This is a genomic window from Candidatus Chlorohelix allophototropha, assembly GCF_030389965.1.
Taxonomy (GTDB): Bacteria; Chloroflexota; Chloroflexia; order Chloroheliales; family Chloroheliaceae; genus Chlorohelix; species Chlorohelix allophototropha.
In genome coordinates, this window is sequence record NZ_CP128400.1 from 331,694 (window position 1) to 350,040 (window position 18,347).

Annotated in this window: 14 protein-coding genes; 10 read left to right on the forward strand and 4 right to left on the reverse strand. The window is 46.8% G+C overall.

Annotated features, from left to right (window positions below):
* The first annotated feature begins 11 nt into the window (after window positions 1–11).
* Both OZ401_RS14175 and OZ401_RS14180 read left to right on the forward strand, forming a co-directional pair.
* The gene (locus tag OZ401_RS14175; protein ID WP_341471118.1) at window positions 12–3,170 is read left to right on the forward strand and encodes an efflux RND transporter permease subunit; all 3,159 of its coding nucleotides are present in this window, start codon (window positions 12–14) and stop codon (window positions 3,168–3,170) included.
* Between the two features lie 369 nt (window positions 3,171–3,539).
* Window positions 3,540–7,439, forward strand: coding sequence for a hypothetical protein (locus tag OZ401_RS14180; RefSeq protein ID WP_341471119.1), 3,900 nt, complete (start codon window positions 3,540–3,542; stop codon window positions 7,437–7,439).
* A gap of 135 nt (window positions 7,440–7,574) precedes the next feature.
* Here the strand turns inward: OZ401_RS14180 and OZ401_RS14185 are convergent, their stop codons facing one another.
* Window positions 7,575–8,873, reverse strand: a complete 1,299-nt coding sequence (locus tag OZ401_RS14185) for a glycosyltransferase 87 family protein (RefSeq protein ID WP_341471120.1) — start codon at window positions 8,871–8,873, stop codon at window positions 7,575–7,577.
* 297 nt (window positions 8,874–9,170) lie between these two features.
* On the opposite strand from OZ401_RS14185, the gene OZ401_RS14190 reads away from it, so the two are divergent.
* From OZ401_RS14190 to OZ401_RS14225, 8 genes are all read left to right on the forward strand, one after another.
* Window positions 9,171–10,025 carry a 3-hydroxyacyl-CoA dehydrogenase family protein gene (locus OZ401_RS14190; RefSeq protein ID WP_341471121.1) on the forward strand — a complete coding sequence of 285 codons (855 nt, stop codon included), beginning with the start codon at window positions 9,171–9,173 and terminating at the stop codon, window positions 10,023–10,025.
* Between the two features lie 36 nt (window positions 10,026–10,061).
* Complete coding sequence (locus tag OZ401_RS14195) at window positions 10,062–10,379, forward strand: chorismate mutase (protein ID WP_341471122.1); 318 nt, start codon at window positions 10,062–10,064, stop codon at window positions 10,377–10,379.
* A complete protein-coding gene (locus OZ401_RS14200; protein ID WP_341471123.1) occupies window positions 10,379–11,311 on the forward strand; it encodes a GNAT family N-acetyltransferase in 933 nt (310 codons plus the stop codon). Before OZ401_RS14195 ends, OZ401_RS14200 begins: the two co-directional genes overlap by 1 nt.
* Window positions 11,312–11,391: 80 nt before the next feature.
* Window positions 11,392–12,156, forward strand: a complete 765-nt coding sequence (locus tag OZ401_RS14205) for a YebC/PmpR family DNA-binding transcriptional regulator (protein WP_341471124.1) — start codon at window positions 11,392–11,394, stop codon at window positions 12,154–12,156.
* 10 nt (window positions 12,157–12,166) lie between these two features.
* Entirely contained in the window at window positions 12,167–12,694 is a 528-nt protein-coding gene (gene ruvC / locus OZ401_RS14210; RefSeq protein ID WP_341471125.1) for a crossover junction endodeoxyribonuclease RuvC, read from the forward strand.
* Complete coding sequence (locus OZ401_RS14215; protein ID WP_341471126.1) at window positions 12,687–13,571, forward strand: TlyA family RNA methyltransferase; 885 nt, start codon at window positions 12,687–12,689, stop codon at window positions 13,569–13,571. The genes ruvC and OZ401_RS14215 overlap by 8 nt, the downstream gene beginning before the upstream one ends.
* A gap of 5 nt (window positions 13,572–13,576) precedes the next feature.
* Window positions 13,577–14,401 carry an NAD(+)/NADH kinase gene (locus OZ401_RS14220; protein WP_341471127.1) on the forward strand — a complete coding sequence of 275 codons (825 nt, stop codon included), beginning with the start codon at window positions 13,577–13,579 and terminating at the stop codon, window positions 14,399–14,401.
* Between the two features lie 23 nt (window positions 14,402–14,424).
* The gene (locus OZ401_RS14225; RefSeq protein WP_341471128.1) at window positions 14,425–16,569 is read left to right on the forward strand and encodes a glycosyltransferase family protein; all 2,145 of its coding nucleotides are present in this window, start codon (window positions 14,425–14,427) and stop codon (window positions 16,567–16,569) included.
* A gap of 2 nt (window positions 16,570–16,571) precedes the next feature.
* Here OZ401_RS14225 and OZ401_RS14230 read toward each other — a convergent pair whose 3' ends face one another.
* Genes OZ401_RS14230 through OZ401_RS14240 form a run of 3 tightly spaced genes read right to left on the reverse strand, consistent with a single transcriptional unit; the run spans window position 16,572 to window position 18,346 of the window.
* Window positions 16,572–16,883 (reverse strand): hypothetical protein, encoded by a 312-nt coding sequence (locus tag OZ401_RS14230; protein WP_341471129.1) that lies wholly within the window; start codon window positions 16,881–16,883, stop codon window positions 16,572–16,574.
* The gene (locus OZ401_RS14235) at window positions 16,880–17,491 is read right to left on the reverse strand and encodes a ribonuclease FAU-1 family protein (RefSeq protein ID WP_341471130.1); all 612 of its coding nucleotides are present in this window, start codon (window positions 17,489–17,491) and stop codon (window positions 16,880–16,882) included. The genes OZ401_RS14230 and OZ401_RS14235 overlap by 4 nt, the downstream gene beginning before the upstream one ends.
* Window positions 17,492–18,346, reverse strand: coding sequence for a DUF5656 family protein (locus tag OZ401_RS14240; protein WP_341471131.1), 855 nt, complete (start codon window positions 18,344–18,346; stop codon window positions 17,492–17,494).
* Between the last annotated feature and the right edge of the window lies 1 nt (window position 18,347).

An 18,347-nucleotide genomic window follows, 5' to 3' on the forward strand; every position in this document is an offset into this window, starting at 1 on the left:
AGGAGGAGCCGTTGACTTCCTTAACAAAGTGGGTTCTGCAACGCAGAGCCGCCACTATATTAATAAGTCTTATTGTGATACTTTTCGGAGTATTTTCCGTCACGCAGCTTAAAAGCGAATTGCTGCCAAGCATAGATTTCCCCTATATAACCATTTCCACCATATATCCCGGCGCTAGTAGCGACGATGTAACCAATCAGGTTTCACTTCCAGTTGAAAATGCGGTAGCGCAATTGCCCCGCCTCAAATCTATTCGCTCTACCTCTCAGGAAAGCTTCTCCCTCGTCTTTGCTGAATTTGAATTTGGCACAGACATGAAGAACGTAGAACAACAGCTTAATAGTAAGTTGCGCAATGTGAGCTTGCCCAACGGGCTTTCCGGTACTCCGGTACAGCCAACCGTCAGTAACTTTAGCTTCGGTAGCCAACCCATTATCTGGGTAACGGTAGAAGGCAAGCAGGGGCAGAGTAGCCTTGAACTGGGCAAGTGGGCGCGTGAAGTCGCCAAACCCGCCTTCTCCAAACTGCCCGATGTCGGCAATGTAGAAGTAGTAGGCGATTCGGTGCAAATGCTCACCATTAGCTTCCGCCCGCAGGATTTGGCAACGCGCGGCTTGACCATCAATGACGTATCAAACGTACTAAAGGGCGCTAACCTGAGCTTCCCCGCCGGAACTACCGATATTGCCGGGCAATCTGTTCCGGTACGCACCGCTTTCACCTTTTCAAGCCCCGATGATATTTCCAACTTGATTATTGTACCTACTTCAGGTGGCGGTTTTGGTGGGGCAGCCCAAACTCAACTTACCCGCCTGAAAGATATTGCTGATGTTAAGGTGGTAGAATCCAACGTTAGCGGCATCAGCCGCGCTAACGGCAAGCCCGGTGTTCTGGTACAGGTTTTCAAAACCCAAACCGGTAATACTGTGACCGTGTCTGACGGCGTGCTGAAAAAGAATCAAGAGCTTAACAACCAATATTCCAACGACCTAAACGTTGATGTCATTTACGATCAAGCGTTGCAGGTTCGCAAATCGGTGGAAGGCTTGCTTAAAGAGGGTGGTTTAGGCGCACTCTTTGCTGTGTTGGTAATCTTCATCTTCCTACGTAACGTCCGCAGCACCCTAGTAACCGCTATTTCTATCCCTACTTCGGTAGTGGTAGCCTTTATTCTGCTATGGACTCAGAATATTACCCTCAACATAATGACCCTCGGCGGACTGGCTATAGCAGTGGGACGGGTGGTAGATGATGCAATCGTAGTTCTGGAAAATATTTATCGCCATGTGCAGAACGGCGAACCGGTAGTGATTGCAGTACGGAAAGGGACTCGCGAAGTGGCAGGCGCTATTACCAGCAGCACCATTACTACTGTAGCGGTATTCTTGCCACTTGGTTTCGTGGGAGGCATTACAGGACAATTCTTCTTGCCCTTCGCCCTAACCGTATCTTTTGCTTTGATGGCTTCTTTGCTAGTATCAATTACTATCGTTCCGGTATTCGCCAGTTTCTTCATTACTCATAAATCGGTTGGCAAAGAGCGTCACGATACCTTACTACAACGCACCTACACTCCCGGCTTGAAGTGGAGTTTGAAACATCGCTGGCTTACCTTACTATTATGCTTCATTCTGTTTGTAGGCAGTATCGCCAGCGTCGGTATTTTCAAAATACCTTTCGCCTTCTTACCGGAAAGCGGCGACAAATTGCTAAATGTAGTAGTCAATACCGCCCCCGGCACCGATACCGCTACCGTAGTAGCTGTAACAGATAAGGTTGAGAAGGTGTTGGATGAGTACAAACAACAGGGTACTGTTACTCTATACCAAACAACTATAGCAGGTGATACCAGTTTCTCCCGTTCACAACGCGCTTTTGGGGGCAATGTGGGCAGCGCAAACATTCTGGTGCGCCTCGAATCTTCGGCAAAAACTAACGATGTTGCTACCGAAATGCGCGAGAAAATGAAACCAATTTTCCCGCCGGGTGGTAGCGTTTCAGTAGCGCCACAAGGCGGCTTCAGCAGCAACAGCCTTTCGCTGGTAGTGCAAGGACCGAACCCACAAGCAGTGCGGGATGCTACCCGCCAAATCGTCAATGAGTTGTCCACTGTAGATAAACTGGCTAATGTAAAGAGTGACGTTACCAACGGTACTCCACAAATAGTAGTAACACCCGACCCGACCAAAAGTCCGTTGGCTAATACTGCTCTAATCGGTTCGCAATTACGCAACCTCTTACAGGGGCAGAGCGCTGGTACTATCAAGTTCTCGAATGGGCAGCAACTTGATGCAATCCTGCTATTGCCGCCTCCCGGCGCAGGAAATCTAGATGAGTACATCAACTCGCTCAAGCAGATTTCTATTGCTGGTGCGGTAAAATTAGGCGATGTAGCAAAGGTTGAACGGGTGGATGGCGCAAATTCAACTACCCGAATTAATCAGTCTTTGGCTGGAACTGTTAGCGCCGATATTACAGTAGAAGATACCGGCGGAGTCACTCGTGTAGCTTTGGACAAAGTAAAGGCACTTGCGTTGCCCGCTGGGGTCACTTACAGTTTGTCAGGCGCAGGTCAGCAACAGCAAGAAGCCTTTATCGGTCTGGGCGTGGCAATGTTGGCAGCGATTGCGTTGGTGTACATCGTAATGGTAATTACCTTCGGTAGCTTGATTGCGCCGTTGGCAATTCTGTTCAGCCTTCCATTAGCCTTAATCGGTGCGCTTGGCGCATTGGTTATAACTCAACGCGCGTTGGGCTTGCCTGCGCTAATCGGTATGCTCATGCTGATTGGTATAGTTGTTACCAATGCGATTGTACTTGTTGACCTCTACAATCAGCTTATTAAAGAGGGCTACAAACGCTACGATGCGCTGGTACAAGCGGGACGCACCCGCGTCAGACCGATTATTATGACCGCTATCGCTACGATTTTTGCGCTAACACCATTGGCACTTGGTTTCAGCGAAGGAAGCATTATTGCGGCTGAACTGGGCACTGTGGTAATAGGCGGCTTGTTCTCCAGCACCTTCCTTACACTAGTAGTTGTACCGGTGGTTTTGAGCTTGTTCGAAGACTGGAAGGAATGGTTTGGTAACAAATTCAATCAAGGAAGCGGCAAGAATGTTCTCGATACTATTCCGGTTGAAAAACCCGAAGAAGTCGCTGCTTGATTATACACGGCAAAAAGACAATTATAAACGTACGACCGGCTACCTTGCCGGTCGTTTTTTTGCCATTGTATGACTGAATTATTAGGATTGATTTCAAAACTTTAATGATAGAGGCAAGAAATTGTATGGTATAATCTTAATACTTTTTAATATTAGCTCAAAGATTTGGTGTTTCCCGACTACAACTTTCCTTTGAGTATGATTTGCCGTTTGTTAATAATTTTCACTAAGGTTCAAGGATAATTTATCCGAACATTTCCAGAAAAGTAATAATGGGGATTCTATTTGCGTAGAATCTTGTTGGCATGAAAAATAAGTGTTTGTGCTTCAATTAGTTGAGTAAATTCACAGGTGATGAGGGTCAAAACTATGGAATTATCGTCAGGTAATTTTTTGCCTGCAAACGGGTCAATAGGACTTGAAAGCATGACGGTTAAACAAACTAACCGATTTCGTAAATGGTGGCTTCTGGCTAGCGTTGTTTTGGTATTGGGTTTTTGTACTTTACACCCAAGCACAGCCAAAGCAGAAGGAAGCAGGGATTTATATCCAACTGATCCGGCTGTCGATTGCGTCTCTGCTACCGGACCTCAATTTGGATTTGCAGATCCGACTAATTTCTGCCGCGCAAACCTAGAGTGGCGTACCAGTTTCTACGGACCTAGCGGCTCCCAAATCGCTCGACGCACATTACTGAAAGTATTTGCGCGTCCCGGTGAAGTAATTTTGACAGGTTCCAGTGCTATGGGTGTTGTAGGTAGTAACCCAGCTATATCTGGCGATATTGTTATTTACCCTCCAGGTGTGGTTACTGGAGCAATTGGACGGGAAAATGTACCAAATCCAAGCCAACCCGGTCCGGTTTTTAAATGTAGTTCACAGTCCAGCAGGGGTATAATCGATACAAGAGCGCGTGAATTAGGTGGCCCTACCGCTGCTTCAGCAGTAACAGCAACAGGCACTAACTATTTGCCATGTTACTATCAAATTCCTGCCAATGCCCAGCCCAGCATTTATGATGTAGTTATTTATGGTCCTGACGGATTCAGCACTGATAATTTTCTTGGTTCTGTGCTTGGTCCTGTGAACACGTTCGTTAATGATGCAAATCAGGTGTCCAGTGTTTCTGCCTGGGATGTAACCGTGCGGGCTGATGTTAATTCGGTAACGGACATCAAAGAACGTTTGTTTACTTACTCTCTAGCGTTATTTGCCGGTAGAAATCATCGTCCGATGAACTCCAATTTGTATGTATACACCAAGGATGGCTACCGTTACCAAACTAACCTGAACTTTATGGATCCGAATGGTTTCTTGATTTATGCCAATAATCAAGGCTATTTTGATAGTGACGGAAAAAGCCCTCTGTATCATGATGTGCAAGGTAATAACGATACACTCTCAAGTGTTGTGGGTAATGTGTCCCTTGCTCCGCCACTATTCCCTATGTTCTTCAGTAACTCAACGGACTTTCCAATAGACAGTACGCTACGAGCGCAACTAGGAATCAGTAACAACCCGATTACTCCTTCAATAAGTAATTTAAACTTTATCGGTACTGTTTCTGGAAATACCAGTAATTACAGTACTGGTGGTACTTTCACCTATAACACAAACGTAGCTGGTAGTTACCAATTGGTTATTAGCCGGGATGGAGTTAATTTTGATCCTGGTAAGCCTCAAAACCGGGTTTTACGCGGTATTCGTGGAGTTGGTAACCAGTCTGTAACTTGGGATGGTCGGGATAACAGTGGTAACTTCTTCCCAATTGGAACCGGTTATCGGGTTAGAGCCTCAGTGAACGGTGGTGAATATCACTTTCCCATGTTAGACGTAGAAAATAGTATTCGAGGCGGCCCGAGTTTTTTATTAATGAACTCACCAACAGGCAATTGTAATACGCTTCCATTTGGCTGCGCTACTGCCTATTACGATGATGAAGGTTATCGCACCCTAAATGGAACATTGGTAGGCGCTATTGCCACTGAACTATGCGGACAAGCTCCTCCTGCTGTATCTGACGGTAACAACGGTTTTAATAGTAGCATTAATACAAATCAGCGTGCTTTTGGTAACCCTGCCCTACAAAATGGCACAGACAATTGCAATGGCGCTTTTGGTGACCGTAAGGGGCTGGATATCTGGATTAGCTTCCCCAGCCAAACCACACAAGCGTTACTAAATATCATAGATGATAGTGCTGATATAGAAGTTATTAAAACTGCCAATACCCTGACCGCTAGCGGTAGCCAGACTCTAGTCTTCACTGTTAAAGTTTCCAATCGTGGTCCTAGCAACGCACCCGGCGTGCAGGTAACCGATGTATTGCCAGCCGGCTTGAACCTTGTCACCAGTTCTACATCACAAGGTACTTATAACCCGACCTCCGGAGTATGGGACATCGGACTTATGGGAGCAGGGCGGATAGTCACATTGCAAATTGCCGCAACTTTTGCAAACCAGCAATGTACTCCGGTTACTAACATAGCGACTAAAACTCATCAGGATAATCGCGACCCCAACACGAGTAATGATAGTAGTAGCGTGAACGTTACTTGCGTTGTTGCTCCACCACCAATACTTACCACCGATCCTACTATAGTTAAAACTGCGGACAAGCGAATTACTAAACCCGGTGAGACTGTTACATTCAATATTGTAATTTCTAACCCGGGTCCCGGTGTAGTCAACAATGCCCTGATTAGCGATGATGTGCCGTTACCGTTCCAAGTACAAAACGCTACTTCTACGCTTGGAACTGTTTCGATTAGTGGGCAAGCAGTCAGGGTAAATATCGGTACATTTGAGGCAGGCGCTTCTGCTACTCTGACCATTACTACCCTAGTATTAGAGGGTAGCGGTGGTAGCTTTAACAATACTGCCATTCTTACAGGTGATGTAAACGGAAACCCTATAGCTAAGAGTAGTACCGCTACTGTAGCAATACCGCCAACCGATCCGGTTATTGTCAAAACTGCCGATGTTAGTTCAGCAGTACCCGGTCAAACGGTTAGATTTACCATCAACTTTATAAATCCCGGTCCGTTGGATGTTACCAATGCGATAGTCAAGGATGATGTGCCGTTGCCCTTCAAGGTAACCGGCGCTACCACCACCCTTGGTACTGCTTCGGTTAACGGACAATCGGTTCAAATCAGTATTGGTAATTTTGTGGCAGGCGCATCCGGCACACTGGTTATTACTACCGAAGTGCAACCAGGGAATAGTGGCAGTTTCGATAATACTGCGTTCCTGACTGGCAGCATTAACGGGCAACCCTTTAGTAAAAACAGCACCGCTACGGTTAAAGTGCCGACTACTGATCCGGTTATTGTCAAAACTGCCGATGTTAGTTCAGCAGTACCCGGTCAAACTGTCACATTTACCATCAAGTTTACCAATCCCGGTGCGGTTGCGGTTAATAATGCGGTAGTCAAGGATGATGTGCCGTTGCCCTTCAAGGTAACCGGCGCTACCACCACGCTCGGTACTGCTTCGGTTAACGGACAATCGGTTCAAATCAGTATTGGTAATTTTGCGGCGGGTGCGTCCGGCACACTGGTTATTACCACCGAAGTACAACCCGGAAGTTTTGGCAGTTTTGATAATACTGCCATCTTGACCGGAGATGTAAACGGGAAACCAGTTACGAAAACCAGTACTGCTACCGTTAGCGTGCCACCAACCGACCCTACCATCGTCAAAACTGCCGATGCAAGTTCAGCGACAGCAGGACAGATTGTCAAATTTAGCATCAATTTTGCCAATGCTGGTCAAAATGTCGTCAACAATGCGGTAGTCAAGGATAATGTGCCGTTGCCCTTCAAGGTAACCGGCGCTACTTCTTCGCTCGGTACTGTGTCGGTAAACGGGCAAGCGGTGGAGGTTAATATCGGTACTTTTGCCTCCGGCGCATCCGGCACACTAGTTATTACTACCGAGGTGCAACCCGGTACAACCGGAAGTTTCGACAACACCGCAGTCATTACTGGTGACATCGGTGGAACGCCCTTCAGTAAGAGCAGTACCGCTACTGTAACGATTCCGCCCGATGGTGGTACAACACCGGGTGGCAATCCCCCGCCTCCCGGAAATCCAAATACACCCGGTCAACCCGGTGTACCGGGCTTCCCTAATACCGGAGCGGGACATCAACAAGGGGAATTGGCATCAGGCTATACGCCGGTGGCAATTCTAGGCTTGTTAATGTTATCAATACTAGCTGCACTTGGTTTGTTGGTACGGCGCAAAGCCGAAGGGCTAAAATAAGCTAAGGTTCTATTTGCGATAGGCAAGGGGCGTAAACCCCTTGTCTGAAAATCTACTGAAGCGAAAGTTTTAATCGTAATAAAAAGCCTCCGCATAACAAGCAGGAGGCTTTTATTATTTTTGAGTAGGCTAAAGTTATTCGGATCGTTTTCGCAGAAGTGGTGGAAACCCAGAAATACGGATAAAGCCGCGAACTGTAAGAATAAATAGTATTAGTAGTAGGACATTTCGGATAAGAATTACTAGCATAGCTTGCCAGTCCAACGCCACTACCCCTAAAACCATGAAAGGAAAAGCGATAAAACTCAGGCTAAGTGCCGCAAAATAAACCAAGGCTTGCGAACCACGCCAGAACACCACAAATGGCAACAACCAAATCAAATATTGAGGCGATAATACTTTATTCAAGATAATAAACCAGAACACTGCAATAGTGGAAGCTTGAAATACCCAATCGGAACGCAACTTGCGCCCTCCCGATCTGGTAATCCACCAGAGATACCCGTAAAAGGCTAAAAGCCCACCCACCGTTAGCAAAGTGGAAAGGCTGGCAAGGGTAGAACCCCATGGAGAAGCAAAATTTACTGAGCCATGATCAACAGAAGAAACGGCATTAGTTAAACCAAATTCGCTTCCCAGCCAGATTATACTGGCAAAAAGACTCTCAATTTGTACTCCCCGCTCGCTATGATATTTCAAAAATTCGAGGATACCGGGGAAACCGCTCAACACAAAAGGTAAGGTGGTTATACTGCCCGCCATGACGAAGCCTACGCAGGTTCTCAGTGCAAATTCCCGATCACCCTTGCCGCGCCAGAAATAGATAAGCATTACAGGTAGCAACACTGCCGGATATAGTTTAGCTGCTGCCGCCAAGCCTAAAATTGCCCCCCCCCAACCCGGTTTTTGCCATATATATAACATATATAAAGCAAGCGCCACCAGAAATGTAGCCGCTATATCAAATCGGCGGAAAATATAAAGGCAAATTAACAGGCTGGAAAAGCCAAAATAAAAAATGCGCCAGTTTATTTTTAGTGAAGGATACACTTTGCGAAGCAGATTCCAAACCAAATATAGAGTGCCAAGCGTTAGCAGGTAGCTTTGAGCTTGAAACAGCAAGATATAGCGGGTTGGTGAAAATGCGCCCACCGAATTACTGAAAATCGCCGGGAAAATAAAAAAGGGTAGCGCGAAGGGAGGGTACTCAAGATTGAAATTATGGTAAGGAACAGCACCGCCTAAAATCCTATTGGCGTATTGGTAATACAAATCCACATCATCAGGGGTAGGCATTATTCCATGCCCGATAGTGAAAACGAGAAAGGCAATTGTCAGTGCGCCCACTGAGGCAAGCACCATCCAATCGCGTCTAAAATTATAACCGGGAGATAGGGAACGAATTAGTCCCCTGACTTCAGAATATGTTTGCATTCCTACCTTTGCTGTTACACTAAACCAACTCAGCAGTAACAGCCCCGGTGATGTACTGCCAAAGTGAAAAATCACTCTATTTTTCGCATGGTAAAATATAGCCAACCAAGTAAAGGTTGTCAATTCGACTTTTGGCTAAGTGGCGCTACTTTCAAGGGTTTTTTGCTTCAAATTGGTTGAGGTGATGCACCTTCTGACACAGGTTACGCATAATTGTCACCGTAAAATATGCTAAAATTATAACCCGTTGGATTATTCGCGGAGGACAAAATTTTATATTAGGAGGAGCGCCAGTTCATGGCAATTCAAAAAGTGGGCGTTATCGGTTGTGGCTTAATGGGTAGTGGCATAGCCCAGATCAGCGCCCAAGCTGGTTTTCAGGTCGTAGTACATGAGATTAACGATGATTTGCTAGGAAGAGGCATTGGACGCATTCAGGGCTTTATCGGTAAAGAACTTGAGAAAAATAAGATTTCTAAAGAAGAAGCCGATAGCTCTCTAAAACGCATCAAGGGTACTACTAACCTTGAAGATTTGGCAGATTGCGACTTGATAATTGAAGCGATAATTGAAAACCTTGATGAAAAGCGCAAGCTGTATTCGGCGTTGGATAAAATAGTTAAGCCTGAAGCTATTTTCACCAGCAATACTTCTTCAATTACCATTATAGAAATGGCTTCCGCCACCAAAAGGCAGGCACAATTTGCCGGATTGCATTTTTTTAACCCGGTGCCGTTGATGAAGCTGGTGGAAGTAGTCAAAACTATCGTTACCAACGAAGAAACCATTGCCAGTTTGCTGGAGTTCAGCCAGAAACTTGGCAAAAAACCTGTGCTGGCAAAAGACTCTCCTGGCTTTATCGTAAACCTGCTGCTGATTCCTTATTTACTGGACGCAATTCGCGCCTTTGAGTCGGGCGTTGCCAGCAAAGAAGATATTGACGAGGGTATGAAGCTCGGCTGTGGGCATCCAATGGGACCGCTTACCTTGCTGGACTTTGTAGGGCTTGATACCACCTTCTACATTGCCAATATCATGTTTGATGAATTTAAGGATACCCGCTACGCTGCGCCGCCTCTGTTAAAACGGATGGTGGCAGCCGGTATGTTGGGACGCAAGAGTGGCAAAGGCTTCTACGATTATAGTAAATAACCACATTGTGGTTGCTTGATATTTAAGGGGGAAAGATTGGCTTTGACCGAGGAGGAGCGCGGGCAAAGGCTCGCCGTTATTCGCAAGGAAATAGACCGCATTGATGCACAGGTGATTGCACTGCTTGGCGAGCGTGCCCGGTTTGTCGAAGAGGTTGGCAAGCTGAAACCGAGCGCCGATAAGGTGCGCGTGCCCGAACGCGAACGTCAGGTTCTTGAGCGAGCTTGCCAGCTTGCCGTTGAACATGGCATTGACCCCTCTTTTGTGGAGCAATTGTATCTGGTAATGTTCGATTATTTTGTAGATCACCAGCAAAAGCAATTGTCCCAAAGACCGGAAGAATCCGAATCCTGATGCAACCCGATTTAGCGTTACAATTCAGGGCAGGTAAATTGGAAGATTTGCCTGCCGTCAAAGAAGTTTGCAAAGATGTATGGGGCGGTAACGATTACATGCCTTTTGTATGGGAGGAAAGACTTTCCGAACCGAACATAAAGGTATTTGTAGCCGAGATTGAGCAACAGCTTGCCGGACTCTACTGCCTCAAAACAATGAATGAATCAGGCTTAAAAACCGGTTGGTGGTCGGGAGTGCGGGTTGCTACCCCATATAAAAAGCTTGGCTTAGCCTATCGATTGCTCGAACACGCGATAGATGTAGTAAACCAAGAGGAAATAAACGTGTTGCGCTACAGCACCGCGGAAGACAATATTCCAATGCACCGGGTAGCTGAACGTTTCGGTTTCCGTCTTGTAGCTTCCTACAGTTATGCTATAGGACAGAAGAATATTATCCCATTGCCTGAAAATACAAATATCACTTTTCGTTCCTTGCAGCCTGATGAGTTAAAGTTAGCTTGGGACTTTATTATTAACTCGAGAGAATGGCAGCTTGACGAGGGGTTTCATTGTGACTCATGGACATGGCGAAAGTTGGAACTGACCGACTTGCAAGGTAAGTTGGCGAGAAATGCTGTGACCGGAGGCTTTGAGGGTGATAAACTTAAAGCGTTGAGTGTATTTAACTACGATGAATGGGAAAATCAGCAGGAGATATTTGTCAGTTGGCTGGGTGGTGATGTGCAAACACAAGCTCAATTGGCACAACATCTTGTCCACAACGCAATAGCAAAGCCATTGGAATATTCGCTGGTTATGATGTTGCCGACAAACTCGGATTTGGACAAAGTTCTAGAACAAACAGGATTCGTGCTCAGATCTGAAGATCGTATGCGACTTTACGAATTGTCTCTAGCGGTTGAAAAGGTTCGTAACAGAATGGTATAATTAATCGAGTCCGCTAAATATATCAGTTAACACGGATCAATACAGGTAAGCATATCCGATGTTGAGGAGAGAAATAAAGTATGTCAGGGCACAGTAAATGGCATTCAATCCGACGATCGAAAGCCATCATTGATAACAAACGAGGCGCAGTTTTTACCAAGCTCGCTCGCGAAATTTCGATTGCGACTAGAGAGGGTGGCGGCGCTGATCCTGACACCAACTTTAAGTTACGTGTAGCAATCCAGAAAGCGCGCGCCGAAAACATGCCCGTTGACAATATCAAACGCGCCGTTGAAAAAGGCATGGGCAGCGGTGAAGGCGGTTTGCAGCTTGAAGAAATTTTCTACGAAGGCTACGGACCGGGCGGAACAGCAATTCTGGTACAGGCGCTGACCGATAACCGCAACCGCACCTCTTCTGAGATTCGTAGCGCCTTTACTAAAGGCGGCGGCAATCACGGTGAACCCGGCTCGGTAAGTTGGATGTTTGAGCATGTAGGGTTAATTCGCATCGAACTTGGCAAGTATGATCCAGAAGAACTGATGCTCATCGCGATTGATGCGGGCGCAAACGATGTGCAAGAAGTCAGCGAAGATGACGAGGTTATTGAACTGGAAGTTTATACCGGATTTGAAGAAATGCGCAAGGTACAAGAAGCGTTGGAAAATGGCGGTATCAAAATAATTTCCAGTGAAGCGATCTTCAATGCCAAAACTACTATGGATTTGGATGATGCCAAAGCGCTGCAAGTGCTACGGTTGATGGAACGTCTTGAAGACCTCGACGATGTACAAAACGTCTATAGCAACCTGAATATTCGGGATGAGGTTGCGGCTCTCCAATAGGTTAGCACTTTTGCCCACACCATACAAAGATGAGAATCTGGTACTTGGCATAGACCCTGGCTCGGCTTTAATGGGCTGGGGTTTGGTGCATTTACGACCGGACGATTCGCTGGAAATGATAAATTATGGCGCGATCAGCACCTCGCCGCGCCTGCCAATGCCACAACGGTTGCAGCAAATTTATCGTCAGCTTACAGGTTTGCTTGAAACAGCCTTTCCCTCAGAGATAGCCATTGAAGAGCTTTTTTTCAATAAAAATACCACTACTGTTATAGCAGTAAGTCAGGCGCGAGGAGTAGCCTTACTAGCTGCCGCCGATCATAATATTGACGTTTTCGAATACACCCCCTTACAGGTTAAACAAGCGCTGGTAGGTTATGGTCGCGCCCAGAAAGACCAAGTACAAGAAATGGTGCGGATTCTGCTGAACCTCGACCAGATTCCGAAACCGGATGATGCCGCCGATGCGCTAGCGATTGCAATCTGCCACATACGTAGTCGCCGCTTTATGTCCCGGTTGGAGGCGCAAAATGGCTAAACCGCGCCCTTCTACCAAAAAACGACCAGAAGTTGTGATTGAATCCACTAAAAAGCGGGTTGACCAATGGCTGGTGGAACTGGGTATCGCCCCCACCCGCGAGAAAGCGCAAGCCTTGATAATGGCGGGGCAGGTGCTGGCTGGAACGCGCCGTATTGATAAAGCAGGGCAAAGCCTGAACCCTGTCGAAGCGCATACTCTTAACCTAAAAGAAGGCAGCGCTTTAAAATATGTCAGCCGCGGAGGTTTTAAACTTGAACACGCCCTCGATGTTTTCCAGATTGACCCAACCGGAAAATTGGCGCTGGATGTAGGAGCAAGTACGGGCGGTTTTAGCGATTGCTTTTTGCAGCATGGCGCACGTAAAGTGATTGCGCTGGATGTTGGCAATAGTCAATTAGCCTGGAGTTTGCGGCAAGACTCCCGCGTTTATATTTTGGATCACACCAACGTGCGCTATAGTGAAAGCCTGCCTGAAGTTGAACCCGGTAGGGGTGCAGCGCTAGCAGACGTAGCCGCCGTAGATGTGAGCTTTATTTCACTTAAATTGGTGCTACCGGCAGTACGAAACCTTATTATTCCCGATGCGCCCCTAGTGGTTCTGGTAAAACCGCAATTCGAAGCAGGCAAAGAACGGGTGGGAAAGGGTGGTATAATAAAGGACACCTTAGTGCATCGCGCCGTGCTTGAAGATTTGATAGAATGGTGGAATACCAATCGGTTTACCCTACAAGGACTAATCCGCTCACCTATCTTGGGAACTGAGGGTAATCTCGAATTTTTGGCGCATCTGAAAGCTGTGGAGGAAGTAGTTGATAACTGGGTTACCCCGGCTGCACACGGACTTGAACAACTATTAGGGAGAATGGAACTGTGAGACATATGGCAGTAGTTAGCCGCCCTGCACCTCCACCCGAAGCACAAGGGTTGGCAGATGCAGTTGAAAGGCTATTGACACAAGAAGGCATCAAAGTCTGGCGCGGAATTGTACCAGACGGGGGTGAGTATGCCCGGCGTATGGCAGAATGTGAATTAGTTTTTGTGCTAGGCGGGGACGGTACAATTTTGCACGCTGCAAATCTTGCTGCTGCAAACGGTGTGCCAATCGTAGGGGTGGACTTCGGGCGTTTCGGCTTCTTAGCTGAATTGAGTCGTGAAGAAGCCCTCGATAAGATTCCGGCTTTTGTAAGAGGTGAGCACTGGGTAGAAGAGCGCGTCATGTTAAGAGCCGAGCATATCCGGAGCGGCGAAGTAATGGGGCAATATCAGGCTTTGAACGATATTGTATTGGGTCGCGCGTATCTCTCAGGTATTATTGACGTGCAATTGGTCGTTGACGGTGAATACGTCACTACCTATTTCGGCGATGGCTTAATCGTAAGTACCGCCACCGGCTCAACCGCTTACAATATTGCAGCTGGTGGTCCGGTACTAGCTCCAAATATGGGTGCGATTGTGTTATCCGCGCTTGCACCGCATCTTACACACCTAAGCCATTTGGTAGTACCGCGTGATTCTACCATCACGTTGCATGTGGGAACGCGCAAAGGCGCAGCCGTTACAGTGGATGGGCAACCTGACTTCCAAATTCAGGATAAGGATATGCTGCGAGTAACCCTCGCACCCTTTACCGCTCGGTTTGCACGCCTCCAAGATAAAACCTACTTCTACAAAAACCTTGCCAACCGCTTGCGACGCGGCGGGTGATTTGAGAGCGGAAAACGGGTAAGTTGAAAAATAGGTCGGGCTTCTGGTTTCGTCACGCCATACCTTTCGGGCTTTACTTACTGGGAGCCATCATTTTCACTTATCCGCTGGTTTTAAATTTGGGCAGCCGCATTATCAGTACGCCCGGTAGTGACGGTTGGCAAAACCTTTGGCATCTCTGGTGGGTAAGGCACAGTCTAATTGACCTCAGAGCCTTGCCCTATTACACCGAGATGCTCTACTACCCGCAGCGCATTGATCTGCTGTTAGACCCGCTTAATGTTACTACCGGAACGCTTTCCATTCCCCTTCAATATCTTTTCGGTTTGGTTGCCACCTTTAATATTTGGGTTTTGCTGGCAATTACACTGGCAGGTTATTGCACCTACCTATTGGCAGGCTATCTGAGCGATAATTATCACGCTGCCATTGTTGCCGGAGTTATTTTTGCTTTCAGCCCCCTCATCTCGCTGTGGCTCAATCTTGGACAACTAGAACTTCTTACCGCCTTCTGGTTGCCGCTCTTTGCTTTGCTGTATCTCAAAACGCTGAAAGGGGAAGGACGCTGGCAATGGTACGCCGGGTTTGCCGCTTTCTCTTTTGTGCTGATGTCGCTGACAAGTTGGTATTTTGCCTATTATGGGCTGATTTTCGCCGGACTTTTACTGCTTTATCGTTTACTTAGCCATGAAGAAAAATTGCGTGGCTTACTATTGCGTGGGATTGGTACGCTGCTATTGGCAGGCGTTGCGCTGCTACCGATAGTTTTGCGTACAACTGGCGCGGTAGGGGGCGAACAAAATGTGGGCAGACAGAGTACCCTGAATTTCTGGCTCAATTCGGTAGCGCTCCTCGACCTGATAAAACCTGCACCCACCTTTATTTGGAAAGCCTTCGGCTTTAGCGATAATACAGATCAACGCTGGCTTTTTCTGGGAAGCATTGCGTTGGCGCTGGTGCTATTGGGATTGGCGGTTAATTTCAAAAAGCAATGGTTCTGGGGATTAACAGGAGTAGTTTTTCTTGAACTAGCGCTTGGACCTACATTGCGCCTCGACTCCAGCAATAACCTATTCGCCACTGCCACCGACGCTGAAAACGGCATCCCCACTCCCAACCGCTTACTCTATGCCCTCCCTTTCGGGGATATTGCACGCCGCCCGTTGGTTAGCCTTATTCTGGTGATGCTGGTTTGCGGGATATTGGCAACTTACGGGTTGGATTTTTTGGTCAAACGGCTACAAAACTACAAGCTTAAAGCAGCACTTCCCGCGCTTGCTGTCTTGCTAATCTTTCTGGAGTTCATGCCTATCCCCCGTCCAATGGCAGATGCTTCTATTAATAGCTTTTATCAAAAACTGGCAGATTCACCGGACAATTTTGCGGTTATTGATCTGCCGGATAAAAGCGATGTGCTGGCAATGTACTATCAAACCACGCACGAAAAGCCAATGGTAGGTGGGTATATTGCGCGCGCGCTGCCTTATCCCTTTGCGCAAACACCCGGCATCAAGGAATTGCGTAGCACCACCCCTGCTGCGCTCTCTCGCGATATATTTGACCCTAACACTCTCGAAAATACTTCGGCGGTTTTGCAATATTTCAATATCCGTTACGTAATTTATCATTTGAACCTGACAGACACGGTCAGCGATTCGTATCGTAAAGCACACCTTGAATACATCAACGAAATCTTTCAGGCTGCGCCGCCCTATTATCGAGATTCGGAAATAGTGGTATGGCACGTCCCAGATTTACCGGGCGCGTCCAATCCTTGCGGTGCTAAAGCAATATTGCCGGGTAGGTTAGGAGGCTGGAACGAACGTCAGTTTACCGATTCGGGCGAGGTTTTCAGATGGATGGACGGTAACGCGGAAGTAAATTTCTTTAACCCTAGCAAACAGTCATTACGGGTGGAATTCGATACTGCTGCGTATAGTTGGAATCAGGCGCGGCATTTACAACTCTGGCAAAATAAAAGTATTGCCTATGAAACCCAGATTGGAACCGAACGCGCCCCCTTGCATTTTGAACTAACCTTGCAACCGGGCGATAACCGAGTGCAGTTCAAAACCCTCGAACCCGGTAACAAAGAGGGCAACCGCACGCAGGCTATTGCATTTCTGCCGTTCGTAATCAGCGACTTTGCTAATCCAAGATGCGGTTAGACTTAGGAATCTTCATCGTCAGCCAAATCAAGTTGAGAGTGTAGCAAATTAATCTGGTCGTTTATCTCCTGATAGGTATCTAACCCTAAATCCTGCATTTCATCGCGAATTTCTTCCAGCAAAGACAGACGTTTTGCCAAGTCGCTGGTTTCTCCATTTTGCCCGCGCCCCGAAAGAGAAAGAACCGCTTCCACTTCCTGCAAAGTGCTAAAGCCTGCTTCATCCAAATCTTCCCGCAAGCTTTCCAACCTATCCAATGCAAGTAGTAGCGCGTATTCCTCTGGAGCCTGATCATCACCCGGTTTCTTTGTCATACATTACCTTCCTTTACCTTTGTTAACCACAACCCCTTATGATCCAACAGCCCTTTGAAATTAGGAATTGCTGCGGCAGGTCGCCAATTCAACAAAGAGTCGTCAAAAGGAAAAATCCTGTGCTTAATATTGTACAGAACTTCTTCCAGCGCTTTTTCGGCGCGTTCTATAATCTCGGTGGGATAAATTAATTCCTGTTTGCGCTCCTCAAATTCCTCACGATCAAGCACGAACATTCCCGCAGTACGATCACCTTTAAGAACTCGATCGCTATTAGCGGTTAATAGCATTACATCAAGGTCAAGATCAACATAGCGGCATAAAGAACCGTCTCTTTCAGGCGGCAGCGCAATATTGATATAGTAGTGGTGAAAATCCCAGTTGGCACGCCACGCGATAATGATGTTGAAATCTTTTTTGGGAAATAGGAGCGTTAGATTATGATTTTCATAGTGCTCAAGCCGTTGTTTCTTACCATTCCAGAAAGGCGCACCTGAGGGGGTGTAAGACAACAATAAATCGGCGGTATCTTCCAACAGTTGTGCCGGATAAAAATAACGATCTATATCAGGATATATAAATGATTCGATTCGTAGCAAATTATTCATTTATGAACCGGAACCAAGTTTAATATTCGCCAATACCGCCCAGACCACCAACGCAATGCTGATTACTGATACCACCAGATATTCACGCAGCACCGCTTTATTCAAGTTGCCTGTAAGATGCGCTTGGAGTAATCCGACTAAGATATAGCATATCAAAAGTGGTACTATTCCCCCAACCAGCGCACTAACCGCCCAGTAATTGAGGGCTAATGCCACCTCTCCAAGGGTAATACCAGCAATCAGGCAAGCTGTTAATACCTTACCACGTGGGGCGCGAGTCTGCCTCAAAAGTTCGTATGCCAGCAGCAATCCGGTTAACCCGATGAGCGGGGCGCTGATAAAAGCGCGCCATTTATTTACATACACCGAACTGAATATAAGAAACCCGGTAAGGTAGGTAGTGATATTCAGTCCGATTACCGCCCACCCATAGTAGCGACTTTGCCGTCCAATACTATAATATTGGGCGATTACCACCAATAAAATGAGTAGAGAAAATAGAACCGTTCCGCTTATCTGTACTACCGCATCGGCAAACAACCTGATAAACAGATATGAACCCACTACCAATAGACCCGGTACTATCCAAGCAAAGGGGGCAATTTCAAATTTATTCCTGCCAAAACGCAACGCCGGCAATTTGACCAGATAAATCTGCGGGTGACTGCGCACAACTGCGTCGGCGATTCCCATTGTAATAAGCACCAACGCTGACAGAATAATGACAGTCAGGGGGAAAATAAGATTTTGGTCAATATTAGTAGCAAAAAAACCGCCCGCCGGGTCAAAGACCAGCAAGAAGGCTTGGGTTATTGCTATCAGGAAAACAAGAGTTATAATCCGATCTATTCGCATT

Coding starts and splice junctions, on each gene's coding strand:
- OZ401_RS14180 (WP_341471119.1), top strand. CDS start 3,540: ATGGAATTATCGTCAGGTAATTTTTTGCCTGCAAACGGGTCAATAGGA.
- OZ401_RS14205 (WP_341471124.1), top strand. CDS start 11,392: ATGTCAGGGCACAGTAAATGGCATTCAATCCGACGATCGAAAGCCATC.
- OZ401_RS14200 (WP_341471123.1), top strand. CDS start 10,379: ATGCAACCCGATTTAGCGTTACAATTCAGGGCAGGTAAATTGGAAGAT.
- OZ401_RS14230 (WP_341471129.1), bottom strand. CDS start 16,883: ATGACAAAGAAACCGGGTGATGATCAGGCTCCAGAGGAATACGCGCTA.
- OZ401_RS14185 (WP_341471120.1), bottom strand. CDS start 8,873: ATGCAAACATATTCTGAAGTCAGGGGACTAATTCGTTCCCTATCTCCC.
- OZ401_RS14240 (WP_341471131.1), bottom strand. CDS start 18,346: ATGCGAATAGATCGGATTATAACTCTTGTTTTCCTGATAGCAATAACC.
- OZ401_RS14190 (WP_341471121.1), top strand. CDS start 9,171: ATGGCAATTCAAAAAGTGGGCGTTATCGGTTGTGGCTTAATGGGTAGT.
- OZ401_RS14220 (WP_341471127.1), top strand. CDS start 13,577: ATGGCAGTAGTTAGCCGCCCTGCACCTCCACCCGAAGCACAAGGGTTG.
- OZ401_RS14235 (WP_341471130.1), bottom strand. CDS start 17,491: ATGAATAATTTGCTACGAATCGAATCATTTATATATCCTGATATAGAT.
- OZ401_RS14215 (WP_341471126.1), top strand. CDS start 12,687: ATGGCTAAACCGCGCCCTTCTACCAAAAAACGACCAGAAGTTGTGATT.